At 45.8% G+C, this 21,565-nt stretch carries 2 protein-coding genes; both read left to right on the top strand.

Annotated features, from left to right (window positions below; genetic code table 11):
• Positions 1-129: 129 nt before the first annotated feature.
• Complete coding sequence (locus tag NSS92_RS12410; protein WP_340868333.1) at positions 130-10,836, top strand: non-ribosomal peptide synthetase; 10,707 nt, start codon at positions 130-132, stop codon at positions 10,834-10,836.
• A gap of 22 nt (positions 10,837-10,858) precedes the next feature.
• Entirely contained in the window at positions 10,859-21,553 is a 10,695-nt protein-coding gene (locus NSS92_RS12405) for a non-ribosomal peptide synthetase (RefSeq protein WP_340868331.1), read from the top strand.
• Positions 21,554-21,565: the final 12 nt, after the last annotated feature.

The following is a 21,565-nucleotide window of genomic DNA, read 5'->3' as shown; positions in this document are numbered from 1 at the left end:
TCCGTTTTATTCGGGGTGGGCTCCTTTTCTGTTAAACCGTCTATTTTAATGAAATAGACTTGGTTCTTTTGATATAGAGGGTGCAGGGTGAAATTGGTGGAGAAAACATAGAAGAGGCGGAGGATGAGAATGAATACAGTTTATTACCCCTTAACACATGCGCAAAAGCGAGTATTCTACACGGAAAGATTTTATCCAGGTACAAGTATTTCTAATTTGGGTGGTTTCGCCAGATTGAGATCAGTATCAGGTCTCGATCCTTCTTTGGTCGTTGATGTGCTTCAAGCATACATGCGACAAACTGACTCTCTTCGGCTGAGGCTCGTGTATCGAGATGAAGAGGAGGAGCCCGTTCAATATATCAAACCTTATGAAAAACAGACGATTCGCATGGAGAAGGGCTGGAGTGAAGAGGAAGTAAGGGCTTGGGCAAACGAGCAAATTCGTGAGCCGATGCCATTGATTGACAGCCCCTTGATTGAATTTACGGTGTTTCAAATCAGTGATCAAGAGTGCTGGCTGTTCTGTAAAGCACATCATATTGTGGCGGATGGTATTTCCATCATTCTAATGGGAAATCGCATTATTGATTTATATCATGGCATGCTGCAAGGAGTAGACATCTCGCCAGTTGAGGAGATTTCCTTCGTTGATCACATCATGAGTGAGCAGACCTATGAATCTTCTAAACGTTTTCAAAAAGACCAAGCTTTTTGGAATGAGCAATTTGCTCATATTCCAGACTTCGCATCTTTAAAACCGCATAAGGGATACGAGATGAGTTTACATGCGGAGCGATTTTCAGGGGATGTTCCAGATTCTTTAAAGGAGAAGCTTCGTGTCTTTTGTGAAGAGCAGAAAGTCAGCATGCTTTCAATGTTTATGTCCACTGTCTATATTTACTTACATCGTTTTAGCGGTATGGGAGATGTCGTTCTTGGAACCTTTATGGGCAACCGGACGAATGCCAAAGAAAAAAAGATGATTGGGATGTTTGTATCCACGATTCCAATGCGTGCATCTGTTCAAGGGTCGCAATCGTTTCTTGATTTCGTAAAGCAGGTCATGGCGGATCAAATGAAGATCTTACGTCACCAAAAGTACCCTTACAATCTGCTCATGAATGATTTGCGGGAAAGAGAAGGGTTTACAGGACGCCTTTTTGATATTTCTTTAGAATATCAGGTCATGCAGTGGCAGAAAAAAGAGAATCTGTCGTTCATTACTGAACCAATTTTTAGCGGGAGCGGAATGAATGACATTTCAATACATGTGAAAGACCGCTGGGATACTGATACATTGACCATTGATTTGGATTACCGTACAGATGTATTCACAGAAGAAGAAATGAGTAAGATGTTTGATCGATTCTTGATATTACTAGAAGCGGCCGTCTCTCAGCCTGATCAGCTGATTGGGACACTGCCTTTACTTTCAGCAGGTGACCAAAAGGAGCTGCTGCAATTATCTGAGGGAGAATCGTTTGAAAGACCAGCAGCAAAACCGGTTCATCACATGTTTGATGAGACAGCAAACAAGTATGCAGATCGGGCAGCTGTTGTAGCGGAAAATGGACTATTTACTTATGGAGAGCTGCATCGACAGGCAGAAAAGCTGGCACGGTTTTTACAAATGAAAGGTGTCTCACGTGATGTGCCTGTTGCTGTTTTGATGGATCGGAAGACAGATGCCATGGTGGCGGTTTTCGGCATATTAAAGGCTGGCGGGGCTTATGTACCAATTGATCCTGCATTACCTGAGGAGCGCATTCAATTTATAGTGGAGGATTCAGGTGCTTCTATTGTGTTAACAGAGGAATCGTTCGTTCAAGAGTACCCAGCCCTCTCGGAAAAATTGATCGTGCAGCAGCAAATATTATTAGATGATGGACAGCTGCCTGAGCTCGCCGATCAGACGGCACCGGAGGATTTAGCCTACATGATTTATACATCGGGTACGACTGGAAAGCCGAAGGGCGTCATGATTGAGCATCTTCAGCTTCATCATTTGGTTCATGCTTTGCATCATGAGATTTATCAAGGGGCGAATGAGCTTCAAATGGCGCTTCTAGCCCCATTCCATTTCGATGCATCGGTGAAACAAATCTTTGCTGCCCTTTTATTTGGACATACGCTTCATATCATCCCGCGAGAAACGACGAGAAATGGCATGCAGCTAGCGGCTTATTACAGAAAACATCAAATTGAAGCGGCGGATGGAACACCGGCGCATGTGCAGCTTTTACTTGCTGCGGATTTGGATGGGCTGTCATTGACGCACATGTTGATTGGGGGAGAAGCGCTGCCTGCGAAAGCAGCACGTTCACTCATCGAAGCGGTTCGTATGAGTCAGCCTGATTTTACTCTGTGGAATGTGTATGGTCCAACTGAGACGTGTGTGGATGCAGCGGTTCATCGTCTAGATCTCAGTGAGCTGAGCGAATCAACTGAACAGCGCTATGTTTCGATTGGAAAACCGCTTGGTCATCATCGTGTTTATATTTTAAATGAATATGATCAATTACAGGTGCATGGGGCTGCTGGAGAAATGTGCATTGCCGGTATAGGTGTTGGGCGAGGCTATGTGAATCAGCCTGAATTGACGGAGAAGGTATTCACAGCAGATCCGTTTTCTCCGCATGAGCGGATGTATCGAACGGGGGATCTAGTCAGATGGCTTCCGGATGGCACGATTGATTATCTTGGCAGAATGGACGATCAAGTGAAAATAAGGGGTTACCGCATAGAAACAGGCGAGATTGAAGCGGTGATGGAGCAGGTAGATGGAGTTGATAAGGCTGTTGTGCTAGTGGTTGATGAAGCGGATGGAGAAAAGGCGTTAAGTGCTTACTATCAAGCTCGTCAAGAAGGTGTGTCTGTTGACATGCTGCAAGCGGCTATCAAACATCAGCTTCCAGCATACATGATGCCTCTTTATTTCAAAGAGCTCGATGCTTTTCCACTCACAGTCAGCGGCAAAGTCGACCGTCGTGCACTTGCTGCGTTAAAAGGTGATAGAGCGGTACATGCTGTTTATACGGCACCTAGAAACGTTATAGAAACAAAGCTTGTTCATTTGTGGGAAGACATTCTTGATCAAGAGAAGATCGGTGTATATGATTCTTTCTTCGAACGAGGCGGGCATTCGCTCAAAGCGATGACCGTACTTACACAGGTTCAGCGAGACTTTCAAGTGGAGGTGCCGCTGTCTGTTTTATTTGAACAGCAGACGATTGCTGCTTTGGCTGCTTATATTGAGCAAGCAGATAGGTCTTCTGAAACGGTGATACCAAAAGCGCCGGCTGCAGATCATTATCCATTGTCGCCTCCTCAGCAGCGCGTCTATATGGTGAGTCAATTGGAACAAAGCACTGCATATCATATGCCTGCTGTTGTGAGGTTAAAAGGAATTCTGCAGCTTGAGAAGCTGACTGAAGCCTTTGAAAGGCTGATCTCACGTCATGATATGCTGCGTACTTCTTTTCATACGATAAAAGGTGTTCCTCGTCAGCGGATCGCTTCATCAGTGTCCTTTCAAATAGAACAGCTGACAGACGGTACGATGGAAGAAAACATGCAGCAATTTGTCAGACCTTTTGATCTTGAGTGTGCACCACTTCTTAGAATTGGTTTGCAGTCATTGCATGATCAGGAGCATTTGCTCTTTTTCGATATGCATCATCTGATTTCAGATGGTCTTTCGATCGATTTAATGCTGCGTGAGCTGTCAAATGCTTACGCGGGATCTGTTAGAGCACCATTGAAGCTTCAGTATCAAGATTATGCTGTTTGGCAACAGCACCAAGGCTTTCAAAAAGAAGAGGCATTCTGGCTGCAAGAATTTTCGGGGGATATTCCTGCTTTACAGCTGCTGACCGATTATCAGCGTCCAGCTGTCCAGTCTTTCGCAGGTGATCGTGTCATCAAAGAAATAGATGAAGCGTTAAAGAATCAATTACAGGAGCTCGCAGCAAATCATCACACGACATTGTATACGGTGCTGCTTTCTGCCTACTATACATTGCTTGCAAAATATACGGGTCAAAAGGAATTCGTGGTCGGAACACCGGCGGCAGGGCGTGTGCATACAGATTTGAATGACATGATCGGTATGTTTGTCCAGACACTTGCTTTGCGGTCGGAGGTAGATCCGAATGGAACCATGTCTCAGCTGATTGAGCAAGTAAAGAAAAAGACGATGCAGGCATTTGAGCATCAGCAATATCCATTTGAACGGCTGCTTGAAAAGCTGAATGTGCCAAGAGATTTTAGCCGTCATCCATTGTTTGATACCGTCTTTACACTGGCGCCGGATCATGGAGCAGCCCAGCATATTGGAGACATGCTGGTCGAGGTTGAAGAAACCAATTTCCATATTGCGAAATTTGATTTAACACTGCAAGCGATGGAGTCAGATCAAGGTTTATCCTTTGTACTTGATTACAGTACGGCGCTATTTAAGCGAAGTACAGCAGAACAGATGCTTAAACACTATGTTTATCTGCTGGAACAGATGGTTCAAGCGCCGCAGGAAGCTATTCAATCCTATCGATTACTGTCTGAACAAGAAGCAGAAGCTCAGTTAAATAGGTGGAATCCGTTACCTTCGCCTTATCCAGCAGAAGAAACCATTGTGATGCAGTTTGAAAAACAGGTGCAGCAGCATGGTCATCAGCCTGCATTGCAATGTGAAGATGTGGTTCTTTCTTATCAAGAGCTGAATGACCGAGTGAATCAGCTGGCTCATTATTTACGTAAAAATGGTTTTGAAGAAGGGATGAAAGCGGCTCTATTCTTTGAACGGTCTAATGAAATGGTGCTCTCTGTTTTGGCTGTGCTTAAGGCGGGCGGTGTCTATGTACCAATTGACCCCGATTTCCCTGATGAGCGCGTGAAGCACTTCTTAACAGACAGCGGTGCACAATTCTTATTGACACATCAAGTGCTGCGCCATCGCTCGGTGCTCACTGCATTTGAGGGAACCATCATAGAAACAGAAGACCAAGCGATTGCTCAGCAGTCATACAGCCCTATAGATGCTCATATTTTACCTGAGGACTTGGCGAATTTGACCTATACATCTGGTACAACCGGTAAGCCTAAAGGAAATATGGTGACACACCGGAACATTTTGAGAACGGTGAAGCAATCGAATTATCTCACGGTTCATCATGAGGACACGGTGATGAGCATTTCAAACTATGTATTTGATGCCTTTATGTTTGATGTGTTTGGTGCTTTATTAAACGGAGCGAAACTCATTGTTCTGCCAAAGGACCAAATCTTAAACATGAATGAGCTTTCTGGAGCGATTGAGAAGGAAAAAGTCAGTATTTTAATGATCACGACAGCTCTTTTTCACTTACTCATCGATATGAAAAAAGACAGCCTGAAGAACGTAAGAAAAGTGCTGTTTGGCGGAGAACGTGCTTCTGTGCCTCATGTAGTGACTGCACTTGAGACAGTTGGGAAAGACAAGCTTGTTCATATGTACGGACCTTCTGAGAGCACAATTTTCACCACATATTATCCTGTGAATCACATTGAGAAGCAGGCGTTATCCATCCCAATCGGAAAGCCAGTGAGTCAAACGGCTGTTTATATTGTAGATGAGTTTGGACATGTTCAGCCGCCGGGCGTGGCGGGAGAGCTATGTGTCGCTGGTGATGGACTGGTGAAAGGATATTATAAGCAGCCAGAACTAACAAACGAAAAGTTTGTCAAAAATCCTTTCCGCCCTGAAGAGACCATGTATAAAACGGGCGATCTTGCACGCTGGCTGTCAAATGGAGATATTGAATTCATTGGACGGATCGATCATCAAGTGAAGATTCGCGGACAGCGGATCGAGCTTGGAGAAATTGAACATCAGCTGCTGCGGCATCCTCAGGTGAAGGAAGCTGTCGTCATTGCTGCTCCGAATGACACGTTATGTGCGTATTTCACAGCAGAAGGATTTGTCTCATTAACTAATTTGCGCGAGCAAGCAGGACGTGAACTGCCTGTGTATATGATGCCGGCATTTTTCATGCAATTAGACGAGCTTCCTTTGACGAATAACGGCAAGGTCGATAGGCGGGCGCTGCCGGCGCCTGATCTCAGTGAGCAGGGGGCAAATGAATACACCTCTCCTCAAACAGAAACAGAGCGTCTGCTGGCGAACATTTGGGAGGAAGTTCTTGAAGTGCAGCGAATCGGCAGGCATGATCATTTCTTTGAATGCGGGGGCCATTCGCTGCGCGGCATGAAAATGCTGAACAGGCTGTATGAAGAGATGCAGGTGGAGCTCACTTTGAAGTCTTTATTTGAATCCCCAACATTAGAAGGGTTCGCCCTTGCAGTTGATCAAGCGGATCAAACGGAGATCAAGCGAGTGGAAGTTGCCAAAGAGGCGGCCTATTATCCAGTGACATCTGCTCAGAAAAGACTGTTTGTTTTGGAGAAAATGACTGATGCGGAGCAAAGCTATCATATGCCGGCTGCCTTAAAGCTAGAAGGTGTCTTTGATGAAAAACGATTTGAAAAGGCAATTGATCAGTTAGTCCAACGTCATGAAGCTTTCCGAACGAGCTTTGATTTTGTTCAGAATGAACCTGTTCAACGGATTGAAACAAATGTCTCTATAGACATTGAAAAAATTGAACAGAACGGCCGGGACATACAGGAATTGATGAATGACTTTATCAGGCCATTTGATGTAGAAAAAGCGCCTTTACTCAGAATAGGGCTGGTTTCCGTCTCCGTAAATGTCCATTATTTACTGATTGATATGCATCATATCATTTCAGATGGTGCGTCTGTTGGCATTTTAATTGAGGAGCTTTCAGCCCTGTATCGAGGAGACAAACTAGAGGAATTACCTGTTCAATATAAGGATTATGCAGTTTGGTCAAAAAGTGAGGCAACTGCTGCGCAAAAAGCAGCTGAAGAGGCATTCTGGCTGGATCAATTACAAGGGGAGCTGCCTGTACTGGCACTTCCGGAAGACCTGCCAAGGCCAAAAGTGCAAACATTCGCAGGAGATCGTGTCTCATTTACAATCGAAGGTTCGCTTAAAGCGAAATTGGACGAACTCGTTAGAGCGCTCAACAGTACGACCTATACAGTCTTGCTTGCTGGCTACAGTATTCTTTTAAGCAAGCTTTCAAGACAAGAGGATATCATCATTGGTTCTCCGGTTGTTGGCAGAACCCATCCTGATATTCAATCTGTGATCGGCATGTTTGTGAACACGCTGGCACTTAGAACAAGACCAGCAGGACATCAGACAGCTGCTGAATTTGCGTCCAATGTTCATCAGCTTGTGTTAGAGGCAAACGAGCATCAGCTGTACCCATTTGAAGAATTGGTAGATCAGGTGCAAACGGTTCGCGACACAAGCCGTCATCCAATTTTTGACGTGGTATTCTCAATGGAAAATGCGGATATTCGTGATTTATCAATGGATGGGCTTCACATTGTTCCACAGCCATTCGAAGAGAATATTGCCAAATTTGATTTGACCTTAACTGGAAACGAATCCTCAGATCAAATTGAGCTCGTGTTTGATTTTAATTGTTCTATCTTTCAAAAGACGTCAATTGAAAAGTGGAAAGGATATTTCCTTCATTTGCTGGAACAAATGGTGTCAGCGCCAGATCAATCGTTAGATCAAATCCAATTATTGTCACCGCAGCAGCAGCAAAAACAGCTGGATGAATGGTCAGGACCTGTCCTAGACGTCCCGTCAAATCAAACCGTTCATGCCTTGATTGAGGCTAAGGCACAAGAAGCACCGCATCAAAAAGCAGCGGTCTTCTGCGGAACGAGCTGGACGTATGAAGAGCTGAACAGCCGGGCGAATGTAGTTGCTTCAAGACTCATCGCAAACGGCACAAAACCAGGAGACCGCATTGGTATTCTCACCCGCCCATCTCTTGATATGACAGCCGCTGTCCTTGGGGTTCTCAAGGCAGGTGCGGCATTCGTTCCAATTGATGCAGACTATCCGGCGCAGCGTATTGCATACATGCTGGAAGACTGCGGGGCAGAGGTTCTTCTGATGCAAAAAGGACTCACTGCACCACCTTCATTTACAGGTCATGTTCTGTTCATAGAAGATGCCGTAGAAGGAGAAGCTCACGAGATTCAGGTTCATATCAAACCAACGGATCTCGCTTATATGATTTACACCTCTGGGACGACAGGACAGCCGAAGGGTGTCATGGTTGAGCACCAGTCCCTTGTGAATCTTGCATTCTGGCACAATGATGCCTTCCAAGTGACACACGAGGATCGAACTGCGAAATATGCCGGCTTTGGTTTTGATGCCTCCATTTGGGAGATGTTCCCGACGTGGATCGCCGGCGCAGAGCTGCACATTATCGACGAATCAATTCGCCTCGATATGATCAAGCTCAATGCGTATTTCAATGAAGAAGGCATCACCATTGCCTTCTTGCCGACCCAGCTATGCGAGCAGTTTATGTCAATGGACAACCATTCTTTACGCTATTTACTAACAGGTGGAGATAAGCTGAAACAGGTAAAGCCAGTCCCATACAAACTAGTGAATAACTACGGTCCAACTGAAAATACAGTCGTAGCGACAAGCGGAATGATCGATCCAGAACAAGGCACGATTCCGATTGGAACTGCGATTGCCAATACACGTTTTTACATCATGGGTTCTTTATACGACCTGTCGCCGCCAGGCGTACCAGGTGAGCTCGTGATTGCAGGAAAAGGACTGGCAAGAGGCTACTGGAATCTTCCGAAAGAAACAGACAAACGATTTGTCCCAGATCCATTTTATCCAGGCGAGCGTATGTACCGCACAGGCGATTTAGTGAAATGGACAGAGGATGGCGAGCTGATCTATCTCGGCAGAAAAGACCATCAGGTCAACATCCGCGGCTTCCGTATTGAGCTGTCAGAAATTGAAGCCCAGCTTTTGACGCTGGATTCGGTCAAAGAAGCCGTCGTGACAACGGTCAAAGATGCGAGTGATCAAGATGCACTTATCGCTTATGTCATCACGGTTGAAGAAACAACAGCTCTGAAAGAAAGCCTAAAACGCACACTGCCTGAATACATGGTGCCATCATGGATCATAAAACTAGACCAATTTCCAATGACGGCCAATGGAAAAGTCGATCTCAAAGCATTGCCAGCTCCTGATATGGAAGCGAACCAAACGGTATACGAAGCCCCAAGAGACGAAGTGGAAACACTGCTTTGCGGCATTTGGGAAGATGTCCTTGGCGTCAGCCAAGTCGGCATCCACGATCACTTCTTCTTCCTTGGCGGAGATTCGATTAAAGGCATCCAAATGGCAAGCAGACTCACGCAAGCAGGCTGGAAGCTCGATATGAAACTTCTATTCCAGTACCCAACGATTGCGGAGCTGCGCCCATATATCGAAGAAGCCGATCTTCTCACTGCCGATCAATCACCTGTCGAAGGAGAAGTCATTTTAACACCGATTCAGCGCTGGTTCTTTGAACGAAACTTTACGAATCAGCATCATTGGAACCAATCGATGATGCTTCATGCGCCAAATGGTTTGAATGAGGAACTCGTTCAGCAAGTACTGGAACAGCTCATGATTCATCATGATGCATTGCGAATGGTGTATCCGCTCGAAGAAGGGCGCGTAATCCAGCGTCATCGAGGAATCGAGGAAAACAATGTGGCAATTGATGTGGTGGAAGTAAAAGGAGAGCTGTCGCAGCAAATCCAGCAGGTAGAAAAGCTGGCAAATGAAGTGCAGGCGAGTATGTCGCTAGCGGAGGGACCTTTAGTGAAACCTGCCATTTTCCGAACGGATCAAGGGGATCATTTATTGCTTGCTGTACACCATCTTGTCATTGATGGTGTGTCATGGCGCATTTTCCTTGAAGATTTTATGGCTCTTTATGAACAGTCGAAGCGCGGGGAAACTCTTACCCTTCCTGAAAAAACACACTCCTTCCAGGAGTATGCCCAGAAGCTGACCGAATACGCTGTGTCAGATGAGCTGCTATCGGAAAGAGATTATTGGAAAAAGGTGCTTGCGCATTCCGTTCCTCCGCTTCAAAAGGATCATGTCACGGAGGATCAACGAATGCTTCATACAGAGACTCTTCGTTTTACCTTGTCTGAGGAGGAAACGCACAGTCTGCTGACGGATGTACATGAAGCCTACCAAACAGAAATCAATGACATTTTGCTGACGGCATTAGGATTGTCCATGAAAGAGTGGACAGGTGAAGAAAGGCACTTTATTCATCTTGAAGGGCACGGCAGAGAGGACATCCTCCCTGCGGTTAATGTATCACGGACCATCGGCTGGTTTACTAGTATGTATCCTGTGTTATTGGATATGTCGCATGCAGACGATCTTTCTTATCAGATCAAGTATTTAAAAGAGGAACTCAGACACATTCCGAACAAGGGCATCGGCTATGGCGTTTTAAAATACTTAACGCCTGACAAGATGAAGGACGATATCGATTTTCAAGTCACACCAGATATCAGCTTTAACTATCTTGGTCAGTTTGATGAACAGATCGGCGGCGGTGAATTGAGGCGCTCTCCGTGGCATGCAGGACAATCGCTGAGCCCTGAATCTGAGAAACCTCATGCGCTGGATATTGTTGGTTTCGTAGAACAAGCAATGCTCCATGTGACGATTTCCTATCATCACCTTGAATTCGAAGAACGTACGATGGAACAGTTCAAGGATCTCCTAGAAAAGAATGTGAAGGCACTGATCTCACATTGTCTATCACAGGATGAGAGTCAGATCACACCTAGTGATGTGGGGGATGAGGATCTCACCATGGATGAACTTGAAAAGCTAATGGATCTATTTTAAGCAAAAATGAAGAGGTGGACTTATGAGCAAGCAGAAAATTCAAAAGGTATATCCTTTAACACCAATGCAAGAGGGCATGCTGTATCATGCCATGCTAGACCCTAACTCCTCCTCTTATTTCACACAGCTTGAGCTTGGAATAAGCGGAGATTTTGATCTCGATCTTTTTGACAAGAGTCTCAATGAACTCGTACGGACATATGACATTCTGCGTACAGCCTTTGTCTATCAGCAATTACAAAAGCCTCGTCAGGTTGTACTGGCTGAACGTCATTTAGATGTGTATAGAGAAGATCTATCTCATCTGAATCATCAAGAGCAGAAAAAGGTATTGGATCAATATAAAAAGCAAGTGAGAAAGCAAGGATTTCACTTAACGAATGATCTGTTGTTGAAAGTCGCTGTTTTTCAGCTAAATGAAACAAACTGGCACCTGATTTGGAGCAACCATCACATCATTATGGATGGTTGGTCCATGGGTGTGTTGATGAAAAAACTGTTTCATTACTATGAATCTTATCGGAACGGACGAACGCCGGATCGCTCACAAGGTAAGCCTTATGCGGACTATATCCAGTGGCTTGGAAAGCAAAACAAACAAGAAGCGGAAGACTATTGGACGGAGCGGCTGGATGGTGCTGTTCAGCACCAAGGGCTGCTGCAGCAAAAAGAAGCGAACGGACAATATGACCATCAGGAATGGACGTTTACATGGGACGCTCAAACGGTACAAGCCATTCAAGATGCGGCAAGACAATGCCAAGTGACAGCACCGAACCTTTTTCAGGCTGTCTGGTCCGTTCTTTTAGGCACCTATCATGCAGCAGATGATGTCACATTCGGAACAGTCGTATCAGGCAGACCCCCAAGTGTGTCTGGAATTGAGCGCATGGCAGGGCTGTTTATTAATACGATACCTGTTCGGGTGACATTGGATCAGGAGCAGACCTTCAAACAGCTGTTTCAAAAGGTTCAGCAGCATGCACTGGAAGCTGAAAACTATGATTTTATGCCGCTTTATGACATTCAGCAGAAAACAGCTGCTGGAGGAAAGCTCTTTGATCATTTGGTTGGGTTTGAAAACTATCCTTTAGATCAGGAGCTGTCTGGTGACACCATGTCTGCACGTCTCGGTTTTGCCATTGATGTAAAGGACGGATTTGAACAAACGAATTTCGATCTCAATGTCCTTGTCTATCCTGGTGAAACGTGGACATTGACATTCAAATACAATGCGATGGCTTTTGAAGAAAAGGTCATTGAAAACATATCAAAACATCTGACTAATCTCATGAAGCAAATCATTCACAATCCTGATGTACGTCTTCATGAAGTGACATGTATTACAGAAGAAGAAAAGCAGCTGATTGAAGCGTGGAACCAGACGGAGCGAGATTATCCGAAGCACCTGTCCATTCCTGAGCTGCTCAATGAACGGATCAAGGCGCAGCCTGACCATCCGGCATTAGTCGAAGGCGAGCGAACATTCACATACGAAGAGCTTGGACAGGAAATCCGTCGTTTAGCCAGCAGTCTTGTTGAAAACGGCGTTCAGCCGGGGGATGCTGTCGCGGTGTATATGAACCGATCAGCAGATGCGGTGATCACCATTTTGGCCATTTTACATGCAGGGGCTGCTTATGTACCGATTGATCCAGCTCAGCCTGATGAGAGAATCCGTTGGATGCTTGAAGACAGCGGCGTATCCATTTTGCTCTATGCTGACAGCCAGCCGCCAGTTGATGAAAGCATCAAAGCTGTTCATGTGACCGGCATGTCTCATCACTCACAAGCGGAGTTATCGGTCCAGACGTCTCCATCTCAATTGGCATATATCATGTTCACATCGGGATCAACTGGACGGCCAAAAGGAGTTCAAATTGAGCATCAGCATATTGTGAGGTTAGCATGCTCTCAGGAGAAAATAGGGTTGAACACGTCGGATCGTATGGCGCATACAGGAGCTGTCAGCTTTGATGCGATTACCCTTGAAATCTTCACTACGCTTCTGAATGGGGCGACGCTTTATCCTGTTAACCGTGATACTTTATTGGATATTCACCGATTCGAACAATTTATCCAAACACATCAGATCACAGCGCTCTTTTTAACGACTGGTTTATTTAATCAGCTCGCTCAGCAGCGGCCGCAAATGTTTAAAGGATTAAAAACATTATTCACCGGCGGTGATGTGATCAATGTGAAAAGTGCGGAGCTTGTGAAAAAGCATCATCCGTCAATTACCTTGCTGAATGTCTATGGCCCAACAGAAAATACAACCATCTCGACCATTTACGAAGTAAGAGGAGATGAAACGGGTCCGATCCCAATTGGTCAGCCGATCAATCATACGTCAGCTTATATTTTAGATGACTATCAAAGACTGCAGCCGATTGGAGCGCCAGGAGAGCTGTATGTTGGCGGAGATGGTGTTTCAAGAGGGTACATCAAACGTCCAGATTTGACTGATCAAGTATTCATGGCAGATCCTTTTAAGCCGTCAGGACGGATGTATCGAACAGGGGACTTGGCTAGATATGGTGCGGATGGTCAGATCGAATTCATCGGCAGGACAGATGATCAGGTGAAAATTCGTGGCTTCCGTATTGAGCTGGGTGAAATTGAAACGGTGCTTCACCAAGAAGAGGGCATAGATGAAGCAGTTGTACTTGTTCAGCAGCTTTCTTCAGATGAAAAGGAAATCATCGCTTACTTCACAGGGACGCACACAGAAGAAGAGGTGCGAGATGTATTTAATCAAAAACTGCCAGCTTATATGGTGCCGCACCATGTGATGAAGCTGGATACCTTTGCACTGACATCGAACGGGAAGGTAGATAGAAAAGCTTTACCAAAGCCTGACGAGGTGCATCGTGAGGAAATCAAAATCATTCTGCCTGAGACTGAGACAGAAAAGGCACTCGCTGAAATTTGGGAGGAGCTTCTTGGGAAAACGGTTGGGGTAGAAGAGCATTTCTTTATGGCTGGCGGGCACTCGCTCAAAGCGATGATGATGTCTGCGAAGGTTCAAGAAGTACTTCAAAAGGAAGTGCCGATTCAAGTGATTTTTGAGAAGCCGACGATCCGCTCATTAGCGGCTTACATCGACCAGGATGGTCAAGAAGAAACCGGACATCCTATTTTACCAGCAGAGCAGGCGGACGAATATCCGGTATCACCAGCTCAGCGCCGTTTATACATTTTGCAGACACTTGAACCTGACAGCACGAATTATCATATTCCGATCGTCTTAACGCTTGAAGGAACACTCGAATATCAGCGGCTCAAAGCAGCATTTAATCAGTTAATCCAAACACATGAAATCTTAAGAACGAGCTTCCATATGAATGGAGAAGACATTGTCCAAAGGGTGCATGAATGGACTGCGTTTGACCTTCCTGTTCATGACATCAAGGAAGAAGAGGCTGAGGCATTTCTTACTGAACGTCAATCGCCATTTGATTTAACAGCGGCACCCCTTTTGCGGGCTCAGCTGCTGAAAGTCGGTGAGAACCGTCATCTTCTCGTCTTGGAAGCACATCATCTCATTACAGATGGCAGCTCTATGAAGACGTTCATTCAAGATTTGGCGAAGGCCTATGATGGAGAAGCTCTTGCAGAAAGAGCCATTCATTATAAAGATTACGCTGTCTGGCAGCTAAGTGAAGAAGAAACGGAGAAACAGAAGGAGCATGAAGCGTATTGGCTGAAGCAATTCGAAGGAGATTTACCGGTTTTAGAGCTGCCAACTGATTATCCGCGTCCAGCGGAACGTGATTTTTCTGGAGAACGATTCATGTTTGGCTGTGATCAAGCAACGACTCAGCGAATTCATGAACTGCTTCAGAAAACTGATACGACCATGTATATGTTCTTGTTATCTGCCTTTCAAGTGCTGCTTGCCTCCTATAGCGGGCAGGAAGATATCATTGTGGGTTCGCCTGTTGCTGGACGGACACACCCTGATATCCAGGACATGCCGGGGATGTTTATCAACACCATTGCGATGCGCGGAAAACCAGAACAAACCAAAACATTTTTACAGCTGCTTGAAGAAATAAAAGAAACAAGTGTTGACGCTTTTGCACATCAAAGCTATCCACTCGAAGAGTTAATTGCACATCTTCCGTTAGACCGTGATACAACTCGGAGCCCGCTTTTTAGCGTGTCATTTAACATGCAGAACATGGAGGTTCCGGCGCTAAAGCTCGGCGATCTGCACATTTCGCCTTATGCCATTCAGCATCACTCGGTCAAATTTGATCTATCTCTAGAAGCATTTGAACGCGAGGGAGCATTAAAGCTGAGCTTTGACTATGCAGCGGCATTATTTAAAGAAGAGACCGTCCGCCGGTTCGGAACTCACCTCCTGGCGATTATTCGTGAGGCGGTTCGTTATCCGGAGGAACAGATCGGCTTGCTTCGTATACTGGATCAGCATGAACAAATAGAGCGTCTGGAGAAAAAAGCCGAAGGGCAAACGAATCGTCATGAGCCATTCCATGTTCAATTTTCACGTCAGGCTAAGGAAACACCGGATGCTATCGCCGTCATGGATGATCAAAGAAAACTCACCTACCGTGAGCTGGAAGACATGTCACATGCACTTAGCTGTGAACTTAAGAAGCGAGGCGTAGAGAAAGAACAAACTGTGGCACTGATTCTTGACCGCTCTGTCTATGTCATCGTCTCTATGCTCGGTGTGATGAAAGCAGGAGGAGCGTTTGTCCCGATTGATCCAGCTTTTCCGGCTGAACGAATCCGCTACACATTAGAGGATTCAGATGCACAAGTCATCGTGACAAATGAGTCTCTTGCAGATTCCTATCAGAATCATAAGTCGATTCAAGTGGTGCAGGTTGAACAAGCAGTGCATCAAAGCCACTCACTAGAACTGCCGGAAGTATCGGTCGATCAGCTCGCTTATGTCATTTACACATCTGGTACTACAGGGCAGCCGAAGGGTGTACAGCTCACGCATCGTAATCTATCACACTATGTCAACTGGCTGACAAATGAGGTGACATTGCAAGAATGTGATCGGACGGCACTGCTTTCTTCTTATGCATATGATCTTGGTTACACAAGCATTTTCCCTGTTTTAAAAGCAGGGGGGACACTCTATGTTCCTCGTGAAGACGTGTATACAGACCCTGTACGTCTGATGCGTTTGATTGATGAACAAGAGCTGACTTATATCAAAATGACACCATCCTTATTTCATATGATAGCAGATTCTAAGGAACATTCATTTGACGCTTTACGCCTAGTGGTACTTGGTGGAGAACCGATGATTCCTGAGGATGTTGAGACATTTATGATGCAGCATCCATGCGTGGCAGTCATGAACCATTACGGTCCGACTGAGACAACCATTGGTACAGTGACCAAGCTGATCACAACGCAAGAGCTGGACGCTTTGAAGGAACGATCTTTGATCGGGCAGCCAATTGCTCACACAAGAGCGCTCGTATGCAATCAGCAGCAGCGGCTTGTCCCTTATGGCGCACCGGGAGAACTTTATATATCTGGAGAAGGCGTGTCGAGAGGATATTTGAATCAGCCTGAATTAACAGCGGAACGTTTTCTTGAAAATCCATATGACCCTCAAGAGCGAATGTATCGCACAGGGGATTTGGTCAGACAGCATGCAAATGGAGATATTGAGTTTCTTGGAAGAGTCGATGATCAAGTGAAAATCCGCGGCTATCGCATTGAGAAACAGGAAATTGAGCATGCCGCACGTGCACTGGCATCTATTCAAGAAGTCTATGTGAAAGTCCTGCACCTGTCCGGGTTGCCGGAGCTTGCACTCTATTACACAGCGCCTGAACACATTGGAACACTGACGTTTAGAGAAAATCTTGCGGAGACACTGCCGGATTATATGATTCCAACGTACTTTGTGAAAGTCGATCACATTCCACTTACCCAAAATGGAAAGGTGGATGCGAAGTCTCTGCCGCTTCCACATGAAGTGCATATGAACCGTACGGCGTATGTGGCACCAGAAACGGAACTTGAGCGGGCGCTGTGTGACATTTGGTCAGAAGTTCTTGGAGTTGAACAAATGGGCGTTCTTGACCACTTCTTTGAATTGGGAGGTCATTCCCTCAAGGGCATGGTGCTCATTTCGAAGGTGCAGGCGAAGCTGAACAAGCATGTGCCGCTCAAAGTCCTTTTTGAAAAACCAACCATACGGGCCCTGGCAGCCTACTTGGAAGAAACGGATTCTTCGGTGGTGACATCCATTCAGCCAGCGGAAAAGCAAGATTTCTATCCCGTCTCTTCTGCTCAAAAGCGTATGTACGTCCTGCAGCAGCTGCATCCAGAAGCAGTCACTTATCATATGCCAGCCGTTTTAATGATGGAAGGCGGCCTTGATGTGAAGCAGCTGGAAGCAGCGCTTCAAGCCTTGATCGACAGACATGAATCATTGCGGACAGCCTTTGTAGAAATTGACGGCGTACCAGTTCAAAAAGTCTATCGCCAAGTGCCGTTTACATTAGAGGTTGATGAAATAGAGGGCGATCAGGAGAAGTCTGTCATCGAGTCATTCATTACACCATTCTCATTACATCAAGCACCATTAATGAGGGCAAAAGTGGCGAAGCTTTCTGATGAGAAATATGTATTCATGATGGATATGCACCATATCATTGCAGATGGTGTCACACGCAGCCTGCTTATTCAAGAACTGGCAGAGCTGTATGAGAAAAAGACGTTACCGCCAGTTCAGCTGCATTACAAGGATTTTGCGGTATGGCAGCAGGAAGAAAAGCAGCAGGCGCTGCTTGAGAAACAGCGGCAGTATTGGCTGGAGCAATATGCACAACCGCCGGAAGACTTAGCGCTGCCTCTTGATTTTCCGCGCCCTCATGTTCAGTCATTTGAAGGGGATCGAGTCGATAGATGGTTGTCTGCTGAAAAGGTGCAGTCCATCAAAACGCTTATGGCTGAAAAAGGTGTGAGCTTGAACATGGTGATGCAAACGGCATTTGCCATTTTCCTTTCCAAATTAACTGGGCAGACAGATATCGTCATAGGCGCTGTGACCGCAGGACGTACGCATGCTTCAATCGAGCGGGTTCCAGGTATGTTTGTCAACACACTGGCTCTTCGAAACGAAGTGCAGCCAGAAGAAACGACAGCGCAGCTGCTTGAAAAAATGAAAGATCACAGCCTATCAGCCTATGAACATCAAGAATTCCCGTTTGAGGAATTGGTGGCTCAGTTAGATCTTCCGAAAGACACGGGCCGCAATCCATTGTTTAGTGTCATGCTGACAACAGATGACCGTGACCTGACGTTACCGGATTTGAATGGACTCAAGCTGTCGCAAAAGCAGCAAGATACCGTTCATGCAAAATTTGATATAACGCTCGGTGTATTTGAAGAAAATGACCAAGTGGGCTTGCGCTTTGAGTATGCAGCGGCCCTGTTTAAAAAGAGCACCATTCAGCGCTGGAGCCGGTATATTGAAAAAATCATAGACGATATGCTGGCTAAGCTGAATCAGCCGATTTCAGCGCTATCTCTCATAACTGAAGAGGAAAAACGAGAGCTGATCAATGAATGGTCAGGACCACACCTCAACGTTCCGTTAGATCAAACCGTTCATGCACTATTTGAGGCTAAGGCACAAGAAGCACCTCATCAAAAAGCAGCGGTCTTCTGCGGAACGAGCTGGACGTATAAAGAGCTGAACAGCCGGGCGAATGTAGTTGCTTCAAGACTCATCGCAAACGGCACAAAACCAGGCGACCGCGTTGGTATTCTCACCCGCCCATCTCTTGATATGACAGCCGCTGTCCTTGGGGTTCTCAAGGCAGGTGCGGCATTCGTTCCAATTGATGCAGACTATCCGGCGCAGCGTATTGCATACATGCTGGAAGACTGCGGGGCAGAGGTTCTTCTGATGCAAAAAGGACTCACTGCACCACCTTCATTTACAGGTCATGTTCTGTTCATAGAAGATGCCGTAGAAGGAGAAGCTCACGAGATTCAGGTTCATATCAAACCAACGGATCTCGCTTATATGATTTACACCTCTGGGACGACAGGACAGCCGAAGGGTGTCATGGTTGAGCACCAGTCCCTTGTGAATCTTGCATTCTGGCACAATGATGCCTTCCAAGTGACACACGAGGATCGAACTGCGAAATATGCCGGCTTTGGTTTTGATGCCTCCATTTGGGAGATGTTCCCGACGTGGATCGCCGGCGCAGAGCTGCACATTATCGACGAATCAATTCGCCTCGATATGATCAAGCTCAATGCGTATTTCAATGAAGAAGGCATCACCATTGCCTTCTTGCCGACCCAGCTATGCGAGCAGTTTATGTCAATGGACAACCATTCTTTACGCTATTTACTAACAGGTGGAGATAAGCTGAAACAGGTAAAGCCAGTCCCATACAAACTAGTGAATAACTACGGTCCAACTGAAAATACAGTCGTAGCGACAAGCGGAATGATCGATCCAGAACAAGGCACGATTCCGATTGGAACTGCGATTGCCAATACACGTTTTTACATCATGGGTTCTTTATACGACCTGTCGCCGCCAGGCGTACCAGGTGAGCTCGTGATTGCAGGAAAAGGACTGGCAAGAGGCTACTGGAATCTTCCGAAAGAAACAGACAAACGATTTGTCCCAGATCCATTTTATCCAGGCGAGCGTATGTACCGCACAGGCGATTTAGTGAAATGGACAGAGGATGGCGAGCTGATCTATCTCGGCAGAAAAGACCATCAGGTCAACATCCGCGGCTTCCGTATTGAGCTGTCAGAAATTGAAGCCCAGCTTTTGACGCTGGATTCGGTCAAAGAAGCCGTCGTGACAACGGTCAAAGATGCGAGTGATCAAGATGCACTTATCGCTTATGTCATCACGGTTGAAGAAACAACAGCTCTGAAAGAAAGCCTAAAACGCACACTGCCTGAATACATGGTGCCATCATGGATCATAAAACTAGACCAATTTCCAATGACGGCCAATGGAAAAGTCGATCTCAAAGCATTGCCAGCTCCTGATATGGAAGCGAACCAAACGGTATACGAAGCCCCAAGAGACGAAGTGGAAACACTGCTTTGCGGCATTTGGGAAGATGTCCTTGGCGTCAGCCAAGTCGGCATCCACGATCACTTCTTCTTCCTTGGCGGAGATTCGATTAAAGGCATCCAAATGGCAAGCAGACTCACGCAAGCAGGCTGGAAGCTCGATATGAAACTTCTATTCCAGTACCCAACGATTGCGGAGCTGCGCCCATATATCGAAGAAGCCGATCTTCTCACTGCCGATCAATCACCTGTCGAAGGAGAAGTCATTTTAACACCGATTCAGCGCTGGTTCTTTGAACGAAACTTTACGAATCAGCACCATTGGAATCTCTCGATGATGCTTCATGCGCCAAATGGATTTGACCTTTCCATTACAGAACAAGTCATGCAAAAACTGCTTTCACATCATGATGCACTGCGTATGGTATACAAGCAGGAACATGGCGGCATCCTGCAATACAACCAGCGGGAGCTCACGGAACCGATGGCGATTATTTCTCATGATGTCTCAAAAGAGGACGATGTGAAAAAGGCTATTTCCACATATGCCAATGAGTATCAGCGTCAGCTGAACCTCGAAACAGGTCCGTTAATGAAAGTGATTTGTTTCCATGCAGATGATGGCGATCATTTACTCATCGTGACACACCATTTAGTCATTGACGGTGTCTCATGCCGAATTTTACTAGAGGACTTTATGTCTCTATATCAGCAGTCAGCTCAGGGACAAAAGCTTGTCCTGCCGCTGAAAACTCATTCCTTTAAAGAATGGGCAGAGGCCATTGAACGTTATGCACAGTCACAGCCATTAAAAAGTCAGCAGGAGTATTGGGCAGAGATTGAAAGTAAACCATTAACCGCATTACCTGTTGATTATGAAGTGACGAAAAGAAGAGTGGCCGAAACCAAATCGGTTCAAATGCAGCTGACAGAAACAGAAACTGAGCATCTTTTGACCGATATTCATCTGCCGTACACAACGGAAATGAACGATATTCTTTTATGTGCTCTCGGTCTTGCTGTTCAGGAGTGGACAGGTAAGTCCCATGTACATGTGCAGCTTGAAGGTCATGGAAGAGAGGATATTTTATCAGGGCTGGATGTCTCTCGCACGATTGGCTGGTTTACGAGCATGTATCCAGTTGTTCTTGAAGCGAAGCCGGATCAGACCATAGCTGATGCCATTAAAGGAACGAAAGAAATGCTGCGGCGTGTGCCAAATAAAGGAATTGGCTACGGGATTTTAAAATACATGACAGCCGCTGAACCGTCAGGACAGCACGTACATCCTGAAATCAGCTTGAACTATCTTGGACAGATTGATCAGGAAGTGACGACAGAACTCTTTAGGCCGTCGACTTATGATATGGGACGACAAGCAAGCCCTGATTCGGAAGCTGTTTATAAGCTGAACCTTAGTGGTCTTGTTCAACACAATCGATTCATTTTGTCTTGTTCCTATTGTGCAAGTGAATATGAAGAACAGACGATACAGCAGTTCATGGCATTTTTGAAGGAAAAAATCCAATCCATCATCACCCATTGCTTAGCGCAGCACGAACGGGAATTTACGCCAAGTGACTTTTCTGCGGCTGACCTTGAAATGGACGAAATGGACGACATTTTTGACATGCTTGAGGAGAAATTGACTTAACAACAACACGAG

The organism is Bacillus sp. FSL M8-0166 (assembly GCF_038008825.1).
In the GTDB taxonomy this organism is placed as follows: domain Bacteria; phylum Bacillota; class Bacilli; order Bacillales; family Bacillaceae; genus Bacillus; species Bacillus safensis.
The sequence above is the reverse complement of the archived record's forward strand: the minus strand, read 5'-3'. Positions and strand labels throughout refer to the sequence as shown.